Genomic DNA, 17,163 nt, shown 5'->3' on the forward strand with positions numbered 1-17,163 from the left:
ATGGGGTACCGGCGCCGACGATAGGCGCCCATGAACCCAGACCTCCGCGAGCTGTTGGCACACCAGGGCGGCGTCGTCACCTGCGGCCAGGCCCTCAACCATCTGAGTCGGCGCGCGCTTCGTGACGCAGTCAAACACGGACAGCTGCAACAACTTTGGCACGGAATCTACGGTGCCGGAGAACCCGACGCCGGGTTGCGGCTGCGCGGCCTGGACCTGCTGACCGGAAGTCGAGTCGCGACCTGTCTGGCCACCGCAGCCGCCACCCACGGCTTCGACGTGGAATGCCCCCAGGAGCTGCATGTGCTGAATCCTGAAGGCAGACAGCTCCGGCCGGTCGACGGCCTGGTGGTGCACCGCCGGGAGGGCGCCCCGCTGGTGGAGGTCGACGGGAGGCTCGCCACCGCCCCGGCCTGGACTGCGATCGAGACGGCTCGCAGCCTGTGGCGACCGCGTGCGCTGGCCACCCTTGACGCCGCGCTGCGCAGTGGCACCTGCACTGAACGGGAGCTGTGGGCGGCCGCGGAGCGCCAGGCCGGCCGGCGCGAGATCGTCAAGGTGCGTGACCTCCTGCCGCTGGCCGACCCGCGCGCCGAGTCACCGATGGAGAGCGAGACGCGGCTGGTGATGATCGACGGCGGCCTACCCGCGCCGGAGCTTCAGTACGAGATCGTCGACCGCAATTTCCGGACCTGGCGAGTGGATTTCGCCTGGCCAGCGTATCGGGTCGCGGTCGAATACGACGGTCTGGAGTGGCACAGCGGAGTGGGTGCGTTGCGTTACGACCGGGTCAGACGGGCTGCACTGCAGGAGGCGGGCTGGGTGGTGTTGGCTGTGATCGTCGACGATGTGCGGCACCGGCCCTACGAGTTGCTGCGACGGATCAGGTTTCAGCTGGACCGGGTGGCCTGACCCCTACTCTTTGTGAGCGTGCAGAGTTGTCCACCCTCACCTGGGGAAATGCCGGACAACTCTGCACGCTCGCGGATAAAAACTAGGCCTTGATCCGGATCTGGCCCGGTGACCACCAGCCCGAACGCGTCGCGCTGCCCAGCTCCAACTCCGCGGGCGTGGCCGGCGTGATCACCTCGAACTGACGCAGCGAGCCCCAGTCGCGGCCCCAGTCGTAATTGAGGTAGGTGGCCATCACGTGTGCCCGTAGCAGCATGTCGGAGATACCCAGCAGCCCGCCGTTGACCCCGTCCTGCCAGGTGTCGGTGTCCTGCTTCTTGGCGTTGTAGTCCGGGGTGATCCGGTACTGCGGCACCTCGGTGACACCGTTGGCGTGCAGCATCGGGTGCTGGCACGGGAAGGCCAGGCCCACCGCCCAGTCCAGCAGCACCGGCTTGTCGGAGCCGATGTAGGACTGGATGGTCTTGACCTCGGGCAGCCGCGGCGGGGTGAACGCGATCCAGTCCCGCGGGTTCAGCGACTTGTCCACGGCCACAATGCGTACCGCCACGGCGTCGGCAGGGATCTGCGCCCGCGGGTAGCGCAGGTTGCGCCACATCCGCGGCCACTCGCCGAACAGGTCGTAGGGCACCAGCCGCCCGGCGGCCACCGGGGCGCCGTCGGGACCCGGCACCCCGTACTCCAGCTGCACGTCCTGGCCGGTGGTGTAGCCCTTGAGCACACTGTTGCCGGCGATGGTGCCCGCGGCGGTCACCGCCACCAGCGGGTGACCGGCGTCGGCCGGGGGCAGCGCATACCAGGCCGAGGTCAGCTTGGACTCCTGTTGACCGTCGGTGCTGTAGCTGCCCGCCAGCGGAATCCGGGCCGGGTCCAGACCATAGGGCAGCGGCACGGTCGAGCCGTTGATTCCGGCCGTCTTCAGCTTTTTGGGGGCGTCCCAGTCGTAGTCGGTGCCGGGCTGGGTGATCGGCATCCGCAGTGACTCGGCGACCACCTTCTCCGGCACCCCGCTGGCGGTGAAGCCCACCGGGTCCACACCGCCCAACGGTCCGAGGTCGCCGTACTCCCCGGGCAGCGGCGTCAGCGAACCGTCGTTGGGGTCCGGCTCCACCAGCACGTTGTCGGCCAGCCCGCAGCCGCCCACGAACGCCCGCACATTGGCCAGGCCGTTGGAGTAGGTCGGGTATTCGCGGATGATCCCGGCCACCATCGAGGCGACGAACACGCACACCATGAAGCCGGCCGCCACCGGGATGGGCGCGGCGGTCAACGCGCGGGCCAGCCGGCCCTCGCCCCGATCACGCGGGGCGAAGTGCAGCCAGGCCGCCCAACCGGCCGCGACCGCGAACATGGCGAACAGGATTGTGCTGACGGTGATCCCGCCGATACGCGGCATGTCGGCGTTGAACGGCACCCCATAGCTGGAGACGTACCACCAGCCGTTGGTGGTGGCGAAACACAACGCCAGGATGAACAGCACCGCCGCCGCGAATGCCATCCGGTTTCTCGACCAGCGCACCACTTGTCGCGATACCAGCACCGTGGTCAGCGCCGCCATGGCTCCGGCCACCGCCGCGAACAGGCCGAAGTGGTGAACCCACTTGGTGGGCGCGAACATCAGCGAGAACATGGTCGCCAGGATGACGCCCATCAGCCGCCACACCGGGCCGCTGGCGACACCGGCAACACGCTTGCGCCGCAACATGATGAACATCGCGGTGAACAGGCACAGCGCGCAGATCAGGAAACCGAACCGCCGCGACAGCGAGCCGTCGACAGTCGGCAGGATCAGGTAGTAGTAGCGCAGGTTCTCGGTGTACCAGGCCTGGCTGGGGCCGATCGCGGTGCGAACCCTGGTGGCTTCCAGCACCGCTCGGATGGTCTGGTCGGAGAACACCACGGTCAGGATCACCGCTCCGGCGGCCAGCAGCGGCGCCACCAGCGGCCAGGTGCCGTGAATGCGGTGACGACGCACCAGGATCCGCAGCAGCGGACGGCCGCCGGCCAGCAGCGCGGCCACCGCGATCAGCCCGGTGGGCTGGATGCCCAGGGTGAAGGCCGCGCAGATGATCGCCAGCGCTGCCGGGGTGAGCCGGCTGGAGATGATCGCCCGCTCCACCAACACCCAGGTGATCAGCGCGCCGACGGCAATGATTCCCTCGGGGCGCAGGCCGTTGTTGAACGGCATCCATGCCGCCAGCAGCACCAGGCCGGCGGCCCACAGCGCGGGCTTGCTGGCCGCCACCGCGGGACCGAACCGGGGCAGCACCTCGCGGCTCAGCAGCAGCCAGCACACCAGCCCGGCGATCAGGTCCGGCAGCCGGATCCAGATGCTGGCGTCGGACACGTGCGTCATCAGCGCCAGCAGGTTGTAGTACCAGCCGAACGGGTCTTCGGGGCTGCCGAACCACCGGAAGTAGTTGCTCATATAGCCGGCGTGATCGGCCACCCGGGCCATCCCCAGGATGTAGCCGTCGTCGGAGGAGTTCGCGCCGATCACGTACCAGAGCAGGAAGCCGAAGACCACCGCCACGTCGGCCAGCGAGAAGAATCGCCACCGGCTCGGGATCAACCGGTGCATCCGGTGCCCGTCGAGCCGGTCCAGGCGCCACAGCGCCAGCACCGCGATCACGGTGGCCAGGATGGCGGCGTAGATCGCGGCCCGCTTGAGCGCCGTGGGCTTGGTGGAGAACCGGGTGTCGATGTCGGCGGTCAGCGACAGCCCGGCCGGGGCGGGACCGGCCAGATCGGTGAACACCCCGACGATCTGCGGGCGCAGGTTCGGGTCGGGCCAGCCGTAGCGCTGGGTGATCCCGCCGATGGTGGCGAAGGTTCCGGCGTGCGACGAGGTGACCTCGATATCGGTGCAGCCGGGGCCTTCCACCTTGGCCCGCGGCGCGGTGGCCAGCACCACGTTGCGGTCGGTGACGTCCACCCGCTTCTCGGTGACGGTGATCAACAGCCCGTTGAGCGCGGCGTCCTTGCCCTTGGCCGGCGCGGTGGCCAGCAGCGTGCCGCCCTCAGCGGGCAGTGCGCGCACCAGCGCGCACGGCGCCTTCACCGTCATCGAGATCGGGGTCTGCGAGATCAGCGGTGCGGTCACACTGCTCAGCTCGCCGTGCTGCGGCCAGTTCAGCGTGGCGGTGGTCTGCACCACCGGCAGCAGCGGGGTGGCCACCGACAGCAGGAAGCCCACCAGGCCGGCGACGACGGCCACCCAGCGGGTCAGTTTCACCTCGCGCGTCATGGCAGTGCTCGAATCGGTCCGGGCCGGCTCCAGCCGGTAACAGTGACAGTGCCCTGCTCGATGACGGCGTCCGGCGCGTCCTTCGCGGGGATCAGACGGTGGTAGGCCTCCACCGCACCCCAGTCGCGATACCAGTCATTGCGCAGGTAGGTCGGGACGGTGGTGGTCCAGAGCATGGCTTGGGTGATCATGAACGGCCCGCCGTCCTCGGCCGACTGCCACAGGTTCGACGACGCCGCGGTCTGCTTGTGATCGGGCATGATCCGGTACTCCGGCAGCTCGGCGATGCCCAGGTGCTCGGAGAACGGCCGTTGGCACGGGAAGTTCGCCGCGACGGCGATGTCCATCAGCACCGGGGTCTGCGAGCCCATCAACTCGCTGATGGTCTTGACCACCGGCACCCGGGGCGGGGTGAAGGCGATCCACTGCTCGGTGGACAGGTTCGGGTCGTTGGCGACGATCCGAACGGTGTCGGTGCCCGGCGGCGCCCACGCCAGCGGGAAACGCAGGTTGCGCCAGGAGTTCTGCGGCCCGATGTCGATCGGCTCCACCTCTCCCTGGGCCTGCACGGTGCCGTCTTCGGCGGTGATACCCCACTGAAGTTTCAGCGGCTGGCCGTAGTCGAGCTTGCCGTCCTCGCCGTGCGACCAGATGGCGCCGGCGGCGGTGACCACGACGATCGGGGCCCGGTCCGGCGACTGCTCCGGCAGCCGGTACCAGACCGAGGTGGCGTGCGCTGCGACCTGCTCGTGATAGGAGCCGAGCACCGGGGTGACGGCTGGGTCCAGCCCGAACGGCAGCGCCACCCGGGAGCCGTTCACCCCGTCGGGGGCGTCGTCGGGGATCTTGCCGCCGGCCGTACCCGCGGCGTCGCTCTGGTTGGCGCTGGGCTTGTTGGGGGAGGCATCGGCGTTGGGCACGCCGGGCTTGGCGATGACGGCCAGCGAGGTCAGGTCGTCGTCGACGGCGTTGGGGTCGAAGCCGTACGGGTCCGAACCACCCAGCGGGCCGAGCTCGCCGTAGGTCTGTCCCGGAACCGGTTGCAGCAGTCCGGCATTGACGTCGGGCTCGGCCAGCACGTCGTCGGCCATGGCGCAGGAGGACAGGCCGGAGATGAGAGCGTCGGCGTTGGCCCGGGCGGTGGTGTAGGCCGGGTAGCGGCCGGCGGCGGCCTTGGCCATCGAGCCGACCATCAGCAGCACCATCAGGCTGGCCACGATCAGCAGCGGAGTGGAGGCCAGGATCCGGTTGCGCCGGTTGGGCGTCACCTCGGTGTGCCCGGCGTAGTCCAGCCGGAAGTGCTGCCAGCCGGCCAGCAGGCCGGTGGCGATCGAGGCGGCCAGGAACATCGAGGTCACCGGGCGGCTGGCGATCACCGGCGGAATGTCGAACCACGGGACCCCGTAGCCGCCGACGTAGAACCAGCCGTTGACCCCCGAGGTCGCCACGGCCACCAGGAACAGCAGCGCGGTCACATACAGGGTCATGTTGCGTCGGCTGTGCAGCCCGACCCGGGCGAAGGTGAACGCGGTGAGCGCCGCCAGCGCCCCGGCCAGCCCGGCGAAGCCGCCGAACTGCACCGCCCACTTGGTGGGGGTGAACGTCAGCAGCAGCAGGCCCACCGCGGTGGATCCGATAAGCCGCCAGGCCGGGCCGCTGGCCACCCCGTTGATCCGGCCGCGCCGCAACAGCACCACCAGCATGGCGAACATGCAGAACAGCAGCACCAGCACGGCGAATCGACGGGTCAGCGAGGCGTCGACGTTCTCTTCGACGGTCAGGAAGTAGTACCGCAGGAACTCCTGGTACCAGGCGATGGTCGGGCCGACCACGTACTTGATCCGGGCCGATTCGGCGACCGCGGCCAGTGTTTGGGACCGGCACACCACCACGGCGATCACCGAGCCGGCCGCGGCCAGCACTGCCAGTGGAGCCAGCAGGCCGTCGCTGCCGCGGCGCTGGCGGATCACCGCCCCGATGGCCCGGGAGCCGGTGAGCAGGGGAGCCAGTGCGATCAGTCCGTGCGGGGCCAGCGTGGCGGTGAAGACCGCCACCAGGACCGCGCACGCGGTGGGCACCAGCCGTCGGGTGGCGATGGTGCGTTCCACCAGCACCCAGACTCCCAGGGTGCCCAGCGCGATCAGCGGTTCGGGGCGCAGGCCGTTGTTGAACGGCAGCCAGGCCGCCGCGAACATGGCCGCGGCGGTGAACACCGCCACCCGGTTGCCGGAGAGCCGGCCCAGCCGGGGCAGGATGCGGCGGCTGATGATCAGCCAGCAGGCCACCCCGGCCAGCGTGGCGGGCAGGCGCATCCACACCCCGGCGGTGCTGATCGTGCTCAACTGGCCCAGCAGGGCCGGATACCAGTCGAACGGGGCCTCGCTGGTGCCGAAGAACCGGTAGTAGTTGGCCACGTAGCCGGCGTGCGCGACGTTGCGCGCCATCGTGAGGTTATAGCCGTCGTCGCTGGAGATGGCGCCGATGACGTGCCACAGCGCCAGCGTGCCGATGACGCCGATGTCGGCCAGCCAGGTGATCGGGTTGGCCTTGAACCAGTGCCGCCAGCTGCGCGGGGTGCGGTGGCATTGCCGCCGGTCCAGGACGGACAGGGCCAGGATCGATGCCAGCACCGCCAGCACGCCCAGGGCCATCACGGCAGCCTTGAGGGTGGTGGGGTTGGTGATGAACCGGGTGTCGACGTCGATGCGGGCGTTCAGGCCCGGCTGCGGGCCGATCTTCAGTTCGGTGAAGACGCCGCCGATCTGCGGCTTGTTCTCCGGGGGCAGGGTGCCGGCCGCGCCGGGGATGCCGACGAAATCCGCGCCGACCTCGCCCGCGTTGGCCCACAGGTGCAGTTCGGTGCAGTCAGCGATTTTGGCGCGGGGAGCGGCCGCGGCCACCTGGTCGCGATAGGCGGCGAACACGGCGGTCTTATTGGCCCGCACGAACAGGCCGTGCGCGGTGGCGTCGACGCCGCCCGCCGGCACGGTCGACAGCACCAGGCCGCCGTTGGCGCCCAGGGTGGCCATCGCCGAGCAGGGGATGGTGATGTTGAGGCTGCCGGGCGCACCGGACACCAGCGGAGCGGTGACGTCGCTGACGTGGCCGTCGGCGTTGAGACCCTGGGGCCAGGCGATGGTGGCGGTGGTCTGTTTGACCGGGAGCAGCGGCGTGATGCCGCACAGCAGCACGCCGGTGACGCCGGCCACCACCGCGATCAGCCGGGCGATCCGATAGCGCTGCTTAGGCTGATCGTAGGTGGAGGACACGAGCCTCGATGTTAGGCGACCGCGTCGACGCCGCGGCGGACCATACGCAGAGTTGCCCGGCTTTGAGCGACAACCCACGTCATGTCGGGTGCAGGACGAGGTGCGCCGGGTTACGGGCCGAGGTCCTGGCCCGCGGCCTCGGCGCGCAACGCCATCACCCGCTGGTGAATCCGGTACTCGGTACTCCGCGGCATCGACGCGGGCCCGTAGCGGCCCCGACCGCGCCGGAACACCCGGCCGTGTTCGCGTTCCCAGCGCAGGGCATCCGAGATCGCCTTCGACGGCCGCCCCGCGACGCTGAAGCCTCGCGAGTCCAGCTCCGCGGCCAGCTCGTTGATGCTGCACGTCCCGTAATGGAACAGGTGGTGGGTCAATATGTAGCGCAGTTCGATGCCGCGCAGTGATCTCCGGTTCGTCATGTGGCGAACCCTGGCACCCCGGTCCGACAGGGCAGGCAGTTGTCGCTCAGAGCCGGGCAACGCTCACATGCCTCGGCTCCGGTGACGGGCGGGGCGAGTGGGGCGGGTGACCCGGATCAGTGCCGCAGCGGCGCGGGGCTCCACAGCCCAGAGCGCACGGCGGTCCCCAGATCCAGATTCGCCGGTGTGGCCGCGGGGTAGTACGGCGTCAACTGCTGCAGGGCGCCCCAGTCGCGGAACCAGTCGTGGTTCAGATAACTGGGCACCGTGGTGGCGCGCACCAGCAGCTCGGTGATGCCCAGCGGGCCGCCGCCGTTGTTGTCCATCACCGGAGAGTTCGCCTCGGCGCCGAACCGGTCCGGCAGGATCCGCCACTTCGGCACCTCGGTCACCCCGTTCTGGTGACCGAACGGACGCTGGCAGGGGAACGCCAGGCCGACCAGCCAGTCCAGCAGCACCGGGTCCTGCGAGCCCACCACTTCCTGCAGGGTGCGCAGCTGCGGGACGCGCGGCGGTGTCACCGCGATCCAGTGCTGCGGGGCCAGGTCGTCGTCGCGGACCACCAACCGGATGCGGGTGGCCTCGGCGGGGATCGCCGACATCGGCGCGCGCAGGTTGCGCCAGGCCGGGACCGCGCCGATGTCACCGAAGTCCACGGTGCCGCCCGGCTTGTCGGCCTCGGCCCCGGCATCGGTGGCCCACTGCGCGGTGACCTCGCCGCGGTCGAAGCGGCCCGCGGCCGCCACCACCAGCAGCGGTCCGGCGTTGGCCCGGTCGGTGGGCAACCGGTACCAGGCCGAACGCAGCAGCGCGGGCACCTGAATGCCGGCGCGCCAGCTGCCCAGTACCGGCACCCGGGCCGGGTCCAGCTTGTAGGGCAGCCGGGCTCGTGAGCCGTTGATCCCCTCGCCCGAGGTGATGCCACCCTCGGTGCCGGCCTCGCCGCCGGCGACCTGGGCGTCGTCGTCGGCCAGCCGGCCCAGCCCGGGCGGGCCGATCATCTGGTCGGCCGAGACGTCGGCGGGAATTCCGTTGGGGGTGAACCCGACCGAGAACGTCGCGCCCAGGGCGTCGTCGACCGGCGAGTCGATCGGGGGGAGTATCCCGGCGGTGGGGTCCTGTTCGACCAGTACGTCGTCGGCCAGCCCGCACGTCTTGCCGGTGAGGGCGCCCAGGTTGGAGCGGCCCACCGTCCAGGCCGGGTATTGGCCGAGCATCGAGGCGGTCAGCGACACCACCTCGAACACGATCAGCACCCAGGAGGCGATCGCCAGCGGGTAGCCGGACAGTGCGGCCCAGCGCGGTCGCCGCTCGGCGCCGTTGGCGAAGTGGAACCAGGCCGCCACCAGCGCCGCCGCCACCGTCAGTCCCACGCCGATGGTGGCGAACGCCAGATGCCACTTGGGGAAGGCGTTCGACCACGGCACCCCGAAGTTGGAGACGTACCACCAGCCGTTGACGCTGGCGAACGACAGCGCGGTGATGAACAGCACCACCGCGGTGAACAGCATCCGATTGCGCCGCGAGTGCATGGCGGCGGCGCTCACCGCGACGGCGGCCAGTGCACCCAGGGACCCGGCCAGCCCGGCGAACACCCCGAAGTGATGCGTCCACTTGGTGGGCGTGAACATCATCGCGATGAACGAGATGATGGTGATCCCGATGATGCGCCGGCTCGGTCCGGCCGCGGTGCCGGGAATCCGGCCCTTGCGCAGCGCCATCGCCACTGCCACCGCCAGCGCGACACCCAGCGCCAGCACCGGGAACCGGCGCGCCACCGAGCCGTCGGGGGTGGCCAGGAACAGCCGCTCGTAGCGGACGTGCTCCTCGAACCAGGCCAGGCTGGGCCCGACCGCGGACTTCAGCGTGCTGGCCTCGATCTCACCGGCCAGGGTCTGGTCGCGGAAGATCACGATCGCGGTGATGCTGACCGCCGCGGCGATGGGCGCCAGCAGCGGCGCCAGGCCGAACTGCTTGGAGCGCCGGTGCAAGATGGTGCGCAGCGGCCCGATCGCGACCAGCAGCGCACCGATCGACGCGATCCCGGTCGGCCCGGAGAACAACGTCATCGCGCCGATGATGCAGGCGATCGCCAGCGGCAGCAGTCGGCTGGTGGCCACCGCCCGCTCCACCGAACACCAGGTCGCCAGGATCCCGAGCGCGATGATCGGCTCCGGACGCAGGCCGTTGTTCAGCGGCAGCCAGAACGCCAGGAACATGCCGGCCGCGGTCCAGGCCGCCGCCCGGCTGTGTTTGACGGCGTGGCCCAGGCGGGGGATCACCTCGCGGCTGATCAGCCACCAGCACGCCAGTGCCATGGCCAGGGTGGGTAGCCGCATCCAGATGCTGGAGGTGGACACGTGGGCCCACACCGCGAGCAGGTCGTAGTACCAGCCGAACGGCGCCTCGGGGGTGCCGAACCAGCGGTAGAAGTTGGCCATGTAGCCGGCATGCTCGGAGATCCGCGCCATGGTCAGGATGTAGCCGTCGTCGGAAGTGTTGGCGCCGACGAAGTGCCACCAGACCAGCACGCAGGTGACCAGGGCGTCCAGCGGGGAGGCCGACCACCAGCGGGCCGGCAGGAAGCGCCGGTGCCGGGTGCCGTCGGCGGTGTCCAGGATGTGCAGGGCGATCAGCGCGATGAGTGTCAGCGCCACCCCGAGGATCATCGCGGCCAGCTTGAGGGGGGTGGGGGCGCTGGAGAAGCGGGTGTCGACGGTGGCGGTGAAGTCCAGTCCGTCGGGCGCCGGGCCGGACAGGTCGGTGTAGACCCCGACGATCTGTGGGCGGAAGTCGTAGCCGCTGCGGGTGCCGGTCAGCGGGGAGCCGGGCTTTTCGGCGTTGGGTCCGTAGGTGAGGCCGACGAATTCGGCGGTGACCCGGTCGGCGTGCGCGGTGAAGGTCAGCTTCTGGCAGTTCGGGCCCAGCACCGCCGAAAGCGGCGCCACCACCACCGGCACGTTGCGCACCACCAGAACCAGGTCGTCGTTGACGCGTTCGATGAGCAGTCCACGATCGACGGCCTTGGGGGCCTGTTTGGGCACCGTGGACAGCAGCACCGACTTGGCCGGGGTGAGGCCGGCCGCGGCCTGGCACGGCACGCTGATGTCGAGGTCGGTGGCGACGTAGCCGATCAGCGGTGCCTGCACGCTGGCCAGGGCACCGTTCTGCGGCCAGTTGAGTTCGGCGGTGGTCTGCTTGACCGGTAATAACGGGGTGAGGATCGCCAGGAGGGTGCCCAGGATGCCGGCGACGACGGCGACGGCCCGAGCGATCCGGAAGTCGGCGCGCGTATCGGTCACGGACCAGATGCTATCGGTGCGCTCGACGGCGTCGGTCAGGTGCGGATGGCAAGCACGAACGGGCCGATCTTCTGCACGTGGAACTGCGGCCCGGCGAACAGGGCCGCATCGAGCTCCACGGTGTAGCGGCGCACATTGGGATGGTTGGGGTAGACGTCCTTGGCCAGTCGCAGCGTGTAGCTGTCCCCGGCGCCGGGACGCATCAGAAATACGGTTGGCGCCGGCCACGCCAAGTCGTCGAGCGCGTGGGTGAACTGCTCGGGGGTCTCGAGCTTGGACCAGGCCTCGATCGCGGCGGCGCGCGCGGAGAACTGCGCCAGCGGGTTGGCGTAGTGCGGCGTCAGCCCCTGGAAGCCCCAGTAGGGGTAGTAGGACAGGAAGCTGTAGTCGGCGGTGAGCACCACCGTCTCGTTGCGTGGCTTGCCGGTGGCCGCCGTGATAGCGGCATCAACGGCCTCGTAGTACTTCGCCGCGCCGGGTGGGCGCCGGTCGCCGCGATCGCCGTGGCCGTCGGTGTCGGTGTAGGCGACGGTGATGTCGGGCCGCAGTACCTCGGGAATGTCTTGGCTGAACGCGATCGCCCCGGCCAGCCCCACCGCGGTCGCGACCGGGTAGACGATGGTGTGCCAGCCGTGCGCGGCCCGGCCGAGCGCCTGGGCGCCCTCGATGAAGCCGAACACGCCGGCCGTGGCCAGCAGCACCGTCAGCGTCGGCTGGAGCCGGAAGCTCAGCAGGGTGGTGAGGGCCAGTGTGGACAGCATCGACAGCAGCGACCACAGGTAGACGCCGACGACGCCGATCGCCAGGGCCCCTGCTCGGGTTGACTTGGTGGCCCGCGTCACCAGCCACAGCGTGCCCAGCAGGCACAGTGCTCCCAGCAGCGTGAACTGCAGCATCGGGAAGCTCAGCTCGGCGCCGTCGCCGGGCAGGTAGTGGAAGGCGCTGCGCGACTCGCCGGCCGGGTGGTACAGCGCCTGCCGCAGATAAGGCGTCCAGGTGAGCGACGCGATGGCCGTGGCGATCACGCCGATCACCGCCAGCCGGCCCAGCGGGCTCAGCGCGGCTTTGGCGCCGGCGCGTTTGATCGCCCGCGACGCCGCCAGCAGCGCCGCCATCAGAGTCACCGTGAAGGCGGTGTAGGCCACCAGCAGGGTGTAGAAGGTGGCGGCAAAGCCCAGGAAGACACCGGCGCCGACGACTGCGCCCCAGCCTCGGCCGGACGCCCGCAGGCCCGACCAGGTCAGGATCAGCACCGGGGGCAGCAGCACGGTGATCATCGCCGCGTAGGGCTCCGGGGAGCTGTAGGCCAGCGTCACCGCCGCCCCGGCGACGGTGGCCAGCAGCGCGTACTCGAAGCGGAGCATCTTGTTCCACAGCACCAGCGCGACCGCGACGGCCACCGTTATCGAGGTGATCGCCCACGGCTTGTACATCTCCCAGGCCGGCAGCCCGGTCCAGGCCGCGGCCCGCCCGCCGAGCCAGAACCAGCCGGGCGGGTAGAACGGCGGCAGCCCGAGGTAGGTCATGTCGGCCAACGCGGGACTGTCGGTCAGCCGGGTCAGGTATTCGGTGCGGAACTGCTGGTCCACCGAGATTCCGAACAGGTAGAGCTTGGTGGCCCCCAGCGGCATCGCCAGCGTCACCACCGAGAACGCGCTGGCGAACACCACCGCCGCCAGCCAGGCCAGCGCCTGCCGGCCGCGTCGCCACAGCACGGCGGCCGCGGCCAACCCGGCCAGGCAGCAGACCTGCCCGACGGTGGTCAGGGCGTGCAGTTGGTTCGACGACGGGTAGGCCGGCCACTGCACCCGGGCGATCGCCACCAGTGCGACCACCGCGACGACGACGGCGATGATGCCGGCCAGGATCATCTGGGCCACCGCGTTCAGCGCATTACGCACGGCCACCACCAGTCTCAACTTTCACTCGGAAAGAGATATATGCCGATTGCCCGCCTTTGAGCGACAACGATTGTCGCTCAAAGGCGGGCAACTCACCGCAGCCTTCCCCGCCGTGACGTGTGTGACGCACGAGGCTGGCGCGGCTCATCGGCTAGATGGGCAACCGGCGGAAGATCGCCCGCGGGACGTGCCGGAGCACCATCATGACGTAGCGGAACGCCCCTGGCGCCCAGACGATCTCCTTGCCCTTGGCGGCTGCGGTCACCGCCAGTTCGGCGACGTCTTCCTTGTCGACGGTCAACGGTGCTTCCTTGACATGCGCGGAGAACCGGGTGCGCACCTGGCCGGGCCGGATCACCAGCACCCCGACCCCGTCTTCGCGAAGCGCATCGCCCAGGCCGAGGTAGAAGCCGTCGAGCCCGGCCTTGGTGGAGCCGTAGACGAAATTGGTCCGGCGGACCCGCTCACCGGCCACCGAGCTCATCGCGATGATCTGCCCGAAGCCCTGAGTGCCCATCTTGCCGGCGAGCAGCACACCCACCGATACCGCTGCGGTGTAGTTGATCTGCGCGACCTGAACCGCCTTGGCCTGGTTGTGCCAGAGCTCCTCGGCGTCGGCGTCCATGCCGAATGCCACGATCGCCACGTCTATATCGCCGGCACTGAATGCGGCATCGATCATCGCCGGGTGGCTCGCGGTGTCCAGGGCGTCGAAGTCGACGATCCGCACCGACTTGGCGCCGGCCGCCTCCATCGCAGCCACGGCGCCGTCCCGGCCGGGATCACCGGGCAGGCACGCCAGCACCACACTCGCCGAGGCGTGGCGCAGGTAGCGCGCACAGATCGCCAGGCCGATCTCGGAGGTACCACCCAGCAGCAGAATGGACTGGGGGTTTCCGGTTGCGTCGAACACCATCTACATAAGCTCCAAACGTCGGGCCATATCTGAGGCGAAGATCCCCTCGGGATCCACCTGGCGGCGTATCGCGATCCACTCGTCGATCCGCGGGTACATGGCGTGGAAGTTCTCCGCGGTGGTGCGGGAGTCCTTGGCCGTGTAGAGCCGGCCGCCGAACTCCAGCACCCGGCGGTCGAGGGAGTTCAGTAGCTCGTTGACGCCGGGCTTCATCGGGAAGTCCAGGCACACGTTCCAGCCGGGCATCGGGAAACTCAGGGGCGCCTGGTTGGCGGGTCCGAACAGCTTGAACACGTTGAGCGCCGAGTAGTGCCCACTGGCCTGGATGTCGATGATGATGCTCTTGAACTCTTCGACGGCCTCGGTGGGCACCAGGAACTGGTACTGCGCGAAGCCGGCCGGGCCGTAGCCGCGGTTCCACTCACCGAGCAGGTCCAGCGGGTGATAGAACTGCGTCAGGTTCTGCACCTTGCCCCGGTAGTGGCCGCCGCGGCGGTAGTACAGCTCGCCGATGGCGCTCAGGCTCAGCTTGTTCATCAACCCGTTGGGGAAGACGTCAGGCACCGTCATCAACTGCGGTGCGTCGAATTTCAGCGGGTTGCGGGCGAGCTTTGGGGGCAGCTCGTCGCGCAGGGCCAGCCGCCCGCGGGTGATGGTGGCCCGGCCCAGCTTCGGCGCCGGGCTGATCGCGTCGAACCACGCACTGGAATAGGTGTAGTTGGCTTCGCTGCCGTCGCTGTGAAAGGCGATGGTCTCGTCCAGGGTGGCGGTGTTGTCGCCGTCGTTGATGAAGTACGCCGTCTCGGTCGGGGTCATGGCGATAGTGGCGCGCAGGATGATCCCGGTCAGCCCATTGCCGCCGATGGTGGCCCAGAACAAGGCGGCGTCATCGCCATCCGGCGTCAGGTGCCGCACGGTCCCGTCGGCGATCAGCAGCTCCATGGAGCGCACGTGGTTGCCGAAGCTGCCCTCGCTGTGGTGGTTCTTGCCGTGGATGTCGCACGCGATCGCACCCCCGATGGTGACCTGGCGGGTACCGGGCAGGACCGGCACCCACAGTCCGAACGGCAGCGCCGCCTTCATCAGCTGGTCCAGGCTCACGCCGCCGTCGACGTCGACGAGGCCGCGGTCGGCGGAGATCGAGTGGATCCGGTTCAGCGCGGTCATGTCGATCACCAGGCCGCCGCCGTTCTGGGCGTTGTCCCCATAGGAACGGCCCAACCCGCGGGCGATCACGCCGCGGCCTCCCGACTCGGCCGATCGGGCCACCGCCTTGGCGATGACGTCGACGTCCGGGGTCGACAAGACCTGCGCCACGCTCGGCGCGGTGCGGCCCCAACCGGTGAGGCGGCGGGGTGTGGTCTGCAACTCGGTGCTCAACATCGCACATGAGGGTACCGTCAACGCGCCGCATCTCGATTCAGCGTGACTAAACGGAGCTGTCCCGTTACGATCGCGCAATGCCTGAGACCTCTGCAAGCGAATCATCCTCTGCCAAGCCCAAGACCGCGGGTTTTCCGCAATCTTCCACTTCAGCGTCGGCGTTGTCGGTGCCCACGATCGCCGCTCTGGCGCTGGCCGTGATCGGTATCGTCCTGGCTATCCTCGGCTGGTTCCACCCGTCGACGAGCCAGAAGTTCAACGACGACCAGCGGACTCAGGCCAAGGGCAACATCTGCAACGCGCAGAGTGTCGTGCGTCAGGGCACCCAGTTCAACACCAACCTGCAGAACCCGGTCCCGGGCGACCTCGCCGGTGACCTGGCGGTGGGCACCAACGCGCGGCTGTCGCTGTTCGCCGGTGGCGCGTACCTGCACCAGGCCCTGGAGTCCAACCCGGCCACCCCGGCCGACGTGGCCCAGGCTGTCGGCGACATGGCCGACACCCTCGAGGCGCTGAGCATCAACTACCTGGCCGGGCACTCGCCCGAGGACGAGGTCCAGCAGCCGCTGCGCGACCAGCTGCGCGGTCAGATCGACGTCTTGGACAACCTCTGCCAGCCGGAGTAACTCCGTAGCTTCTGCTGTCCGATCAGCACCGGTTGCGCATTGCGCAGCCGGTGCTGATCGGCGTTTGAGGGTCTGACGTCATGCCCACCATGGCGGGGCCATTCGGTGCGTTAAGTATGGAAAATCTATGTGTCGACTTGGCTAAAGTCGCCTGTCACGACGCTTGCCGCCAGCCCTCGGCTGGAATCGCGGCTATACCCACGAAGCCATCGGGCCAGCTCAGCGGGCGTTGCCATCCGGTGATTGGAACCTGAGTAAACCAGTGTGTTGATCCTTCCTGGCCCAAGCCCCGCGGCCGGCTGAGCCGGCTCCACCAAGGTGAGCCAGACCAGCTTTTTGAGCGGATCTAGCCTGCTAGGGGGTCTGGTTGTTGCTCGGCGCGGTGGAACTCCATCGCGCCACCGTGGCCATCCACCGGCGAGGCGCTGCGATATTTTCCTGAGAACTTTTGGTAAAAAAAGCGGCTCCGCATCGCTCTGTTGGAGCTGAAAACGCCTGTTCAACTCGGGTTACTGGAGAGTATTCCGAGCTGGTGGACGCGGGTTGACGGATCCCAAACGGCGGTTAACATCTGACAGCACATGTATTGTTATGGCTTCGTTATGGATCGCTTAAGGGGGATTGACGTGGCTCGTCACCGTCAGAACAAAGGCCGTCACAGCAACCGGGCCGTCGGCGCGAGCAGCGCGGTCGGCGCGTTCCTTGCGTTTGGGATGGCGCCGTTGGCGGTTTCTCCTGTGGTGCATGCCGATGTTGAGGATGTGCTGGTCGATTTGTTCGGTCAGGGGTTGGGGGATGCGGTTGCGGATTTGGGGGTGAATTGGGGGGATCAGGCGGCGTGGTCGGTGGTGTTGGATCCGACCAGTTGGACGGATTTCTTTGATGGGTTCGGCAATCAGGCCACGTGGGATGCGTTGTTTGCTGATGTGGACTTCAACACCCTGGGTTCGGCGGATTTCAGTTGGACGTGGAGTGACTTCGGCGGCAACTCGTGGGACTGGAATGACGTCAATTGGTTGATGCCGTTTGGTGATGGCACAGATGGTACGGCGGCTGACCCCAACGGTGGTGCGGGCGGCTGGATCTGGGGCACGGGTGGTGCGGGCTGGGATGCCGATGGCACCGGCGCCAGCGATGACGGTGGCGCGGGTGGTCAGGGTGGTTTGTTCGGCGGTGGTGGTGGTGCCG

9 protein-coding genes and 1 pseudogene are annotated in these 17,163 nt (G+C 68.9%); 3 read left to right on the top strand and 7 right to left on the bottom strand.

Annotation, left to right across the window (positions count from 1 at the left end; translation table 11 throughout):
- Positions 1-30: 30 nt before the first annotated feature.
- Positions 31-912 carry a type IV toxin-antitoxin system AbiEi family antitoxin domain-containing protein gene (locus tag EJK91_RS08240; protein WP_024442543.1) on the top strand — a complete coding sequence of 294 codons (882 nt, stop codon included), beginning with the start codon at positions 31-33 and terminating at the stop codon, positions 910-912.
- Between the two features lie 82 nt (positions 913-994).
- Here EJK91_RS08240 and EJK91_RS08245 read toward each other — a convergent pair whose 3' ends face one another.
- The 7 genes from EJK91_RS08245 to EJK91_RS08275 form a co-directional block, all read right to left on the bottom strand.
- Complete coding sequence (locus EJK91_RS08245) at positions 995-4,159, bottom strand: arabinosyltransferase domain-containing protein (RefSeq protein ID WP_125078659.1); 3,165 nt, start codon at positions 4,157-4,159, stop codon at positions 995-997.
- Entirely contained in the window at positions 4,156-7,428 is a 3,273-nt protein-coding gene (locus tag EJK91_RS08250) for an arabinosyltransferase domain-containing protein (protein WP_125078660.1), read from the bottom strand. The genes EJK91_RS08245 and EJK91_RS08250 overlap by 4 nt, the downstream gene beginning before the upstream one ends.
- Positions 7,429-7,538: 110 nt before the next feature.
- Entirely contained in the window at positions 7,539-7,847 is a 309-nt protein-coding gene (locus EJK91_RS08255) for a hypothetical protein (RefSeq protein ID WP_024442540.1), read from the bottom strand.
- A gap of 116 nt (positions 7,848-7,963) precedes the next feature.
- Positions 7,964-11,188: an arabinosyltransferase domain-containing protein gene (locus EJK91_RS08260; RefSeq protein ID WP_125078667.1), complete on the bottom strand. Its 3,225-nt coding sequence runs from the start codon at positions 11,186-11,188 to the stop codon at positions 7,964-7,966.
- Complete coding sequence (locus tag EJK91_RS08265; protein WP_164517913.1) at positions 11,185-13,020, bottom strand: galactan 5-O-arabinofuranosyltransferase; 1,836 nt, start codon at positions 13,018-13,020, stop codon at positions 11,185-11,187. Before EJK91_RS08265 ends, EJK91_RS08260 begins: the two co-directional genes overlap by 4 nt.
- Positions 13,021-13,201: 181 nt before the next feature.
- Complete coding sequence (locus EJK91_RS08270) at positions 13,202-13,966, bottom strand: decaprenylphospho-beta-D-erythro-pentofuranosid-2-ulose 2-reductase (protein ID WP_125078661.1); 765 nt, start codon at positions 13,964-13,966, stop codon at positions 13,202-13,204.
- Positions 13,967-15,349, bottom strand: a complete 1,383-nt coding sequence (locus tag EJK91_RS08275) for an FAD-binding oxidoreductase (protein WP_046191494.1) — start codon at positions 15,347-15,349, stop codon at positions 13,967-13,969. It abuts the gene before it with no gap.
- A 77-nt stretch (positions 15,350-15,426) separates the two neighbouring features.
- On the opposite strand from EJK91_RS08275, the gene EJK91_RS08280 reads away from it, so the two are divergent.
- Positions 15,427-15,975, top strand: a complete 549-nt coding sequence (locus EJK91_RS08280) for a hypothetical protein (RefSeq protein ID WP_241178652.1) — start codon at positions 15,427-15,429, stop codon at positions 15,973-15,975.
- A gap of 581 nt (positions 15,976-16,556) precedes the next feature.
- Positions 16,557-17,163: pseudogene (locus EJK91_RS08285) on the top strand (hypothetical protein); the annotation flags it as partial.

Origin of the sequence: Mycobacterium sp. P7213, from assembly GCF_900604305.1 — a bacterium.
In the GTDB taxonomy this organism is placed as follows: Bacteria; Actinomycetota; Actinomycetes; order Mycobacteriales; family Mycobacteriaceae; genus Mycobacterium.

Bases quoted from the DNA above. Each gene is read 5' to 3' on its own strand.
- EJK91_RS08270 (WP_125078661.1), bottom strand. From the start codon at position 13,966: ATGGTGTTCGACGCAACCGGAAACCCCCAGTCCATTCTGCTGCTGGGT.
- EJK91_RS08245 (WP_125078659.1), bottom strand. From the start codon at position 4,159: ATGACGCGCGAGGTGAAACTGACCCGCTGGGTGGCCGTCGTCGCCGGC.
- EJK91_RS08275 (WP_046191494.1), bottom strand. From the start codon at position 15,349: ATGTTGAGCACCGAGTTGCAGACCACACCCCGCCGCCTCACCGGTTGG.
- EJK91_RS08280 (WP_241178652.1), top strand. From the start codon at position 15,427: ATGCCTGAGACCTCTGCAAGCGAATCATCCTCTGCCAAGCCCAAGACC.
- EJK91_RS08265 (WP_164517913.1), bottom strand. From the start codon at position 13,020: ATGATCCTGGCCGGCATCATCGCCGTCGTCGTCGCGGTGGTCGCACTG.
- EJK91_RS08240 (WP_024442543.1), top strand. From the start codon at position 31: ATGAACCCAGACCTCCGCGAGCTGTTGGCACACCAGGGCGGCGTCGTC.
- EJK91_RS08255 (WP_024442540.1), bottom strand. From the start codon at position 7,847: ATGACGAACCGGAGATCACTGCGCGGCATCGAACTGCGCTACATATTG.